A 6,402-nucleotide genomic window follows, 5' to 3' on the forward strand; every position below is an offset into this window, starting at 1 on the left:
GGATGCGCACCGAACGTCGTGACGCACACCACCGATCATGCAGCTCATCGCGCGTCCGAATCCCATATCCAGTCCCACAGGCCCGGCAGGCGCACCGGCTGACCGCTTTCCTTGACCGTACGTGCCATGGCGGCTCGCTCCAGTGCCTGGCGGTCGTCATAGAACGGCTTGGCATCGGTCTTGACCCCGGTGGTCCTGGCGGCGTCCAGCAGGATCTGCAGATATTCCCGGGCGTGCCGGGCGGTGTAGCGGTTGAGATCATGAAAGGTCACCACCACCGGGATCACCCCCTCCACCGCCGCAAGCTCCCCGGCCGCGATGCGCTCGCGTACCTCTGAAAGCTGGCGTATCAGGTTGATCCGCCGACGCGGACTGGCCGTGATGCCCCAGACCTTGCCGTCGTTGGCGCTCAGGTCGGTGAGCAATACGTGCATGCCCTGCCGTTGATAAGCCGCGAAGGTGCGCCTGTCATAGCTCCAGAACGGCGGCCTCACCAGGGTCGGAGCGACACCGGTGATCGCCGCGATATCGGCTGCGCCGTTGACCAGTGACTGCTCCAGCTCGTCGGGACCGAGGGAGCGATGATTGGTATGCCACCCTGTGGCAGTGTGAAAGCCCAGTACGTGCCCTTCGCGTTGCTCACGCTGCATCACCGAGCGGCCGATTTCGCTGCCACCGGCACGCGGGGCACGAGTCTGTACGAAAAATACCGCCTTGATACCGGGTTGCACCGGATTATCCGCAAGGGCATCCAGCACGCTCAGGCTAGGGTTCCAGAAAGACGATGCGCTGGGCCCGTCATCGAATGTCAGGAGGAAACGGATCGGCGGTTGCGTACGCAGGCGTTGCTCGGTTTGCGCGGTGAGTTCGATGGGCGGTCCGATACATCCCGCCAAACCACAGGCAAGGACTACACTGACCACTACCCTGGCGAGGTTCCTCATGTTCTACCTTTCATGATGCTGACTGCTTCGCCTTCGTTCCCTGGCCATGGTGCTCAAGCCCAGCTTGGAGAAGGTTAACCGGGTTTGGTTCCTGGCCGCGAACGCTTCCGGTGGGTTTCGCTTGCCGGCGCTCAATGCCGCCCTTTTCAGGCCTTGTCCTGACCGTCTGGAAATCCGATGGAATTTTCCGGACGCCTCCGCATCCATCCGTATAGGACTAAATTAGGGAGGATTTATGGGCGGGCCATCGCTTTACATCATCGACTACATGCTCCATGGCGAACCCAAGTCATTCATTATTCGAGCAGAGGTGATGAATAACTCCGAGGCTTGGCATTGGGCCAGTTGCGACGCAGGTGTCGGGCGCATACCCAAATTCGGGAGAGAAAAGGTCAAGCGGGTCACCAAGCCCCTTGCGGAGAAATACGGCATCACGGATGTGCGCTGGCGCGCAAGCGTCGCACCGAGCTGGATCAAGGAATCCGGCTGATCATACAAACCCTTTTTCCGGCGTGCCGGCTGTCCAGCCGGGTGCCGGAGGCTGCGGCGCAACCCCGATAACTCTACTACGCTTAATCGACAGCACGACCCGCCTCCAGCGGGCCTCGTGCTGCTCGATCAACTCTGAATTGGAGGTGTGACATGTCTGAAAAAGAGTCCATCACCACCCTGCTCACCCTGCTGGAATCGCGCCAGGCCCGGTTGACGGCTGCCTGCAAGGAAATCGCCGACTGGGTCGACCACAACGGCGGCCACCCAACGGCCGTGCGCATCCGGGACCGCCTCAACGACATCGAGAAGGATGCCCCATCGATCCAGCACGCCCTGTCGTCACTCAAGCCAGTCGAACGGCCCTTGCCCAAATTCCGCTAGCTTCAAGCGCGTCAGACCCGCGTCTGCTCACGTACGTCGACCCTGAAAATCGATGGAACGCGGCGGCTTTTTGCTCCTCGATATTGAAACAGGTGCAAAAACCGCGAAAAGGAGATCCATCATGAACGCCAAAGTCCTGCTGCTGATGGCGGCTTGCGCCAGCCCCACCGCCGCCATGGCACAAGGCTGCGATGTCAGGACCCAGTCCCAGAGCCAGTCAGTGTCGGAAATCGAAACCCACAGTTGCTATGAGTACAAAGGCGTGCCCGCCGAAGCCATCGGCTGGTCTTGCAGCAATGAAAGCAAGGGAACCCTGAGCACTCGCAAGACACCTGTCGAACGCTGCGCTGCCGGCCACGTCGCCACATGCGAGGCCAGGCTGACCCAGGAAGCCCTGGCCAATCCGCATTCCACCAGCAAGGACAGGACGGGGGGCTCGGCCAACATCCCGGACGACGCGCAAGTCATCTGGTACTACTACGGTGTCGAGCAACTGCAACAGGCAAAAAAGGACTGCGAAACCACCGGCGGCCGCTGGCAGAATCGCTGATGTTCTGCCCTGCGAGCAATACCCGACGACTAGCCTTTGCTGTGCTCCGGCGACGACGGCGGCTCCTTGACCCCGCGTGGACCAGCCACGCCCCAGATGATCAAGCCCACTACCGGCAGGATAATCAGCAACAGGGCCCAGCCGGCCTTGGTACCGGCTGATTTGTCGCTGCGAAAGACGCTGACGATTGCCCAGAGATCTACCAGCAGCAAAAGCACTGCGACAGCAATCCAGAAATAACTGGCTAATTCAGACATGGCCCAATCCTCCATTCAAGGTCTAAGGATTAGGCCTGGGCGCCCCGGGAGCGTTCAAAAAATCTGCCAGATGTCCTGGCGTTGCCTGCATAGGTTTGCGCGAAGGCCAGGCAAGGGAAACGGGGCGAGGAAGCGGAGTCTACCGGCTGTCAACAAGTATCTCGACCGGACTCGCGCACGAGCCTGTTCTCAATGCCGCATAAACGAGTATCAAGGCTTTTTCGTACTGCGGCTAAGAGGGACGCTCATTCAGATAGCCGATCCACTGCTCATAGGCTTCATGCTGACGCCGAACCGCCTCTTCCCAGGCCGCACCGGTCATCTGGTGGGCACAGATAAGGGTCATCATTTCCGAAGTCGCCGCATCGAGCTCCACAAGAAGCTCGTGGGATTTGATCTTGAAGTCTTCCACAGTGGTCATTTTTCCTCTCTCCCCACTGCCCGGGGTGGCTATCCACTCAACATGGATACCTTTTTTCCCATCTGATTCATTTTAGGCGATGGCCGGTCAGCTCGACCTGTCCGGCGACCATGATTCAGACGGGATACTCGACCGCACCTATTCATTCGAATCAGGTTCAATCTTTCCTGGATGGATGTGGTCGTACCGATAGAGAGTCCAAAAACCTGATTGAACACCTGCAACAAGACCTGCGTCTTATGTTTCAGTTATATTTCATTTTTATGACAGCGATATGCCGGACAACCCCATGAAAATTCGAGCGACCGTCATCTGCCAGGAAAATCGCCATGTGCTGTTGGTGCGAAAGCCCAACAGCCGTTGGGCGTTGCCGGGTGGAACCGTCGAGCGCGGCGAAACCCATGCCGATGCCGCGCTCAGGGAGCTGGCCGAAGAAACCGGACTGACCGCTGAAAATCTGCTCTACCTGATGCGCCTCAACGACGGCGGCACCGAACATCACGTATTCGAAGCCTCGGTCAACGACTCGAAGGCGGCCCGTCCACTGAATGAAATCCACGACTGTCTCTGGCATCCACTGGACGCCATCGCCCAGTTGCAGCTGAAAAAAGGCACACAGGAAATACTGGAAGCGTTCCGGCGCAGATTATGATTATCCGCAGGCGTCAGTGACTGCGCAGCCAACAGAAAGAACCGAATAGACTCATCGTTCACCCTTCTACCAGGACTCGTTGTTCGACCCGGCCTGGAGCCCTTGCATCACCGTGGTGAAGCCTGGCCGCTGATATTTTTGTTGTCGACCAAGCGAATGGAAAAGTCACGACTACAATCATTCCTCATAGTGAACCGTGCGGATGGGAGGCTGTCGTGCTTGATTATTTTGCGCTGGGTATCCTGATCTTTGCCGGACTGTTCCTTTTCTACGGAATCATCTTATTGCACGACATTCCTTATGAAATCGCCGTGCACCGAAACCACCCGCACCAGGATGCCATCCATGCGACCGGCTGGGTCAGCCTGTTCACGCTGCATGCGCTTTGGCCATTTCTATGGATTTGGGCAATGGCCTATCGCGAGGATCGGGGCTGGGGTTTTGGCGATGGTAAATCTCCCCTCAGTCACGTTACCCAGTTAGAGCAGCAACTGGCAGAACTGCAAGGCCGCGTTGAGCGACTGGAAATATCCGCCGGCAAAAGTCGACAAACACCGGCACCCAGCAACAGCGACGGGGGGATTTAGGTCATGGACCTTTTGCTCATTTTGACCTATGCCGCCCTCTGTGTTGCCATCTTTAAAATCTTTCATATTCCGTTAAATAAATGGACGGTGCCTACCGCTGTCCTGGGCGGCATCCTTATCATTGGCGCCCTGATTTTTACGATGAATTACAACCACCCTTATTCAGAGGTGGCCCGTTATTATTTTGTTTCCGTCCCAGTGATTCCGGTCGTCAGTGGTCAAGTCATCGAGGTTCCGGTAAAAGGCAACGAACTCATTCAAAAAGGCGATATTCTATTTCGCATAGACCCGACGCCATTCACGTACCGGGTCAAGTCAATCAAGGCGCAGCTGATCGCCGCAAAAGGCGATCGCGCCAGGATCACCGAGCTGATCAAGCGCAGCTTTGGCACCCAACGTGAGCTGGAGGCCACCATCGCCCGTACGGACGATCTGCAAGCACAGCTGGATCACGCTCAATATGAATTGGATAACACGATCGTGCGTGCCCCGAGCAAAGGGTTCGTCGCACAGGTCTCCTTGCGGCCCGGGATGATGGCAACCAAACTACCGCTAAGGCCTTCAATGATATTCATCCCTGACGAGGGCCAATATTTCGCGGCCTGGATGCGCCAGAACAGTTTATTGCGTCTGGTCGTTGGCGATGAAGCGGAAGTGGCATTCGACGGAATCCCGGGAAAAGTATTCAAAGGCAAGGTTGCGAGTGTCTTGAGCGTCATCGGAGAGGGGCAGGTTCAGCCTTCGGGAACACTCACCAGCTATACCGGCTCACCGCCACCAGGTCGAGTTCCTGTCGTCATTGAAATCAATGATCCGGATTTTACCCAGTATCGGGACTTCGTCCCCGGTGGCGCCTACGGTCAGGCGGCGGTTTATAGTCAGCACTTTCACCATATAGGCATGATGCGCAAGATACTGTTGCGGATGGCTGCGTGGATGAACTATATCTTTCCATTCCATTAATTTCTTTACTGATCGCCAAAATCCATAAGCACCCTTCAAACGCTTGGGATATTGCCCCTGCCTTTCAATATTCCCTATTGAACGCCCCAAAACGAAATCCTGCCCGAGCATTCCGCGAGAAACCACGCTATCCAGGCGATGTCTTGCCCTCTTTATTACAAAAACAGCTCAGCAGTTATTTTTAATTGCAAATAAACATACAAAGCACAAACAGAATAAACAAGCATCCTTTACAACATTAAAAACTTGTCTAACGTCAATCCGGCGAAAGGCAAAACCATGGAATTTGTTATTTAAAAACCAGGCGCTGTACGAAAAGTCTTGAGATCAAGGTCAGGCAGTTTTCAACGCTGCCTGAACGAGTATCAAGGCTTTTCGTACAGAGCCTAAAACACCGCTTGCCACCTATGGAGTCATGCCATGTCTGAAGCGCCTGGAAAACTGCACCTTGGTGCATTGGTTGCACTGGTTGTCGGCTCCATGATCGGTGGCGGGATCTTTTCCCTGCCGCAGAACATGGCCGCCAGCGCCGATGTCGGAGCGGTACTGATCGGTTGGGCCATCACCGCCGTCGGCATGCTGACCCTGGCCTTCGTCTTCCAGACCCTGGCCAACCGCAAACCCGACCTGGACGGCGGCGTGTATGCCTACGCCAAGGCCGGTTTCGGCGACTACATGGGCTTCTCCTCGGCCTGGGGCTACTGGATCAGCGCCTGGTTGGGCAACGTCGGTTATTTCGTCCTGCTATTCAGTACCCTGGGCTACTTCTTCCCGATTTTCGGCGAGGGCAACACCGTAGCGGCAGTGATCGGTGCCTCGGTGCTGTTGTGGGCGGTGCATTGGCTGGTGCTGCGCGGCATCAAGGAGGCGGCATTCATCAACCTGGTGACCACCGTCGCCAAGGTCGTGCCGCTGTTGCTGTTCGTGCTGATCGCGCTGTTCGCCTTCAAGCTCGAGATCTTCACCCGGGACATCTGGGGCACGATGAACCCCGACCTGGGCAGCGTGATGAACCAGGTGCGCAACATGATGCTGGTCACCGTGTGGGTGTTCATCGGCATCGAGGGGGCGAGCATCTTTTCCGCCCGCGCCGAGAAACGCACCGACGTGGGCAAGGCCACCGTGATCGGCTTCATCACCGTGCTGCTGTTCCTG

Annotated in this window: 10 protein-coding genes; 7 read left to right on the forward strand and 3 right to left on the reverse strand. The window is 56.9% G+C overall.

Translation table 11 applies throughout. The features are described from left to right. Window positions 1–44: 44 nt before the first annotated feature. The gene (locus tag BLP99_RS22340) at window positions 45–944 is read right to left on the reverse strand and encodes a polysaccharide deacetylase family protein (protein ID WP_072398420.1); all 900 of its coding nucleotides are present in this window, start codon (window positions 942–944) and stop codon (window positions 45–47) included. Between the two features lie 235 nt (window positions 945–1,179). Between BLP99_RS22340 and BLP99_RS22345 the strand changes: the two genes are divergently transcribed. From BLP99_RS22345 to BLP99_RS22355, 3 genes are all read left to right on the forward strand, one after another. Continuing rightward, complete coding sequence (locus BLP99_RS22345) at window positions 1,180–1,434, forward strand: DUF6555 family protein (RefSeq protein ID WP_041022040.1); 255 nt, start codon at window positions 1,180–1,182, stop codon at window positions 1,432–1,434. A 152-nt stretch (window positions 1,435–1,586) separates the two neighbouring features. Next, window positions 1,587–1,817, forward strand: a complete 231-nt coding sequence (locus tag BLP99_RS22350; protein ID WP_072398419.1) for a hypothetical protein — start codon at window positions 1,587–1,589, stop codon at window positions 1,815–1,817. Between the two features lie 121 nt (window positions 1,818–1,938). After that, on the forward strand, window positions 1,939–2,367 hold the full coding sequence (locus BLP99_RS22355; RefSeq protein WP_072398418.1) for a hypothetical protein: 429 nt from the start codon (window positions 1,939–1,941) through the stop codon (window positions 2,365–2,367). A gap of 29 nt (window positions 2,368–2,396) precedes the next feature. Here the strand turns inward: BLP99_RS22355 and BLP99_RS22360 are convergent, their stop codons facing one another. Together BLP99_RS22360 and BLP99_RS22365 are read right to left on the reverse strand one after the other, a co-directional pair. Then, window positions 2,397–2,624: a PLD nuclease N-terminal domain-containing protein gene (locus BLP99_RS22360; protein ID WP_072398417.1), complete on the reverse strand. Its 228-nt coding sequence runs from the start codon at window positions 2,622–2,624 to the stop codon at window positions 2,397–2,399. 232 nt (window positions 2,625–2,856) lie between these two features. After that, on the reverse strand, window positions 2,857–3,045 hold the full coding sequence (locus BLP99_RS22365) for a hypothetical protein (RefSeq protein WP_072398416.1): 189 nt from the start codon (window positions 3,043–3,045) through the stop codon (window positions 2,857–2,859). Between the two features lie 289 nt (window positions 3,046–3,334). On the opposite strand from BLP99_RS22365, the gene BLP99_RS22370 reads away from it, so the two are divergent. The 4 genes from BLP99_RS22370 to BLP99_RS22385 form a co-directional block, all read left to right on the forward strand. Continuing rightward, window positions 3,335–3,697 (forward strand): NUDIX hydrolase, encoded by a 363-nt coding sequence (locus BLP99_RS22370; RefSeq protein ID WP_072398490.1) that lies wholly within the window; start codon window positions 3,335–3,337, stop codon window positions 3,695–3,697. A 215-nt stretch (window positions 3,698–3,912) separates the two neighbouring features. Then, a complete protein-coding gene (locus BLP99_RS22375; RefSeq protein WP_072398415.1) occupies window positions 3,913–4,284 on the forward strand; it encodes a DUF3302 domain-containing protein in 372 nt (123 codons plus the stop codon). A gap of 3 nt (window positions 4,285–4,287) precedes the next feature. Further along, window positions 4,288–5,247, forward strand: coding sequence for an HlyD family secretion protein (locus BLP99_RS22380; RefSeq protein ID WP_072398414.1), 960 nt, complete (start codon window positions 4,288–4,290; stop codon window positions 5,245–5,247). A 420-nt stretch (window positions 5,248–5,667) separates the two neighbouring features. Then, a partial coding sequence (locus tag BLP99_RS22385; protein WP_143007972.1) for an amino acid permease occupies window positions 5,668–6,402 on the forward strand: 735 nt, incomplete at its 3' end.

The organism is Pseudomonas sp. NFACC32-1, from assembly GCF_900101215.1.
Taxonomy (GTDB): domain Bacteria; phylum Pseudomonadota; class Gammaproteobacteria; order Pseudomonadales; family Pseudomonadaceae; genus Aquipseudomonas.

What these genes read in the sequence shown, in the direction of transcription:
- BLP99_RS22340 (WP_072398420.1), bottom strand. Translation starts at nt 944, where the DNA reads ATGAGGAACCTCGCCAGGGTAGTGGTCAGTGTAGTCCTTGCCTGTGGT.
- BLP99_RS22345 (WP_041022040.1), top strand. Translation starts at nt 1,180, where the DNA reads ATGGGCGGGCCATCGCTTTACATCATCGACTACATGCTCCATGGCGAA.
- BLP99_RS22350 (WP_072398419.1), top strand. Translation starts at nt 1,587, where the DNA reads ATGTCTGAAAAAGAGTCCATCACCACCCTGCTCACCCTGCTGGAATCG.
- BLP99_RS22355 (WP_072398418.1), top strand. Translation starts at nt 1,939, where the DNA reads ATGAACGCCAAAGTCCTGCTGCTGATGGCGGCTTGCGCCAGCCCCACC.
- BLP99_RS22360 (WP_072398417.1), bottom strand. Translation starts at nt 2,624, where the DNA reads ATGTCTGAATTAGCCAGTTATTTCTGGATTGCTGTCGCAGTGCTTTTG.
- BLP99_RS22365 (WP_072398416.1), bottom strand. Translation starts at nt 3,045, where the DNA reads ATGACCACTGTGGAAGACTTCAAGATCAAATCCCACGAGCTTCTTGTG.
- BLP99_RS22370 (WP_072398490.1), top strand. Translation starts at nt 3,335, where the DNA reads ATGAAAATTCGAGCGACCGTCATCTGCCAGGAAAATCGCCATGTGCTG.
- BLP99_RS22380 (WP_072398414.1), top strand. Translation starts at nt 4,288, where the DNA reads ATGGACCTTTTGCTCATTTTGACCTATGCCGCCCTCTGTGTTGCCATC.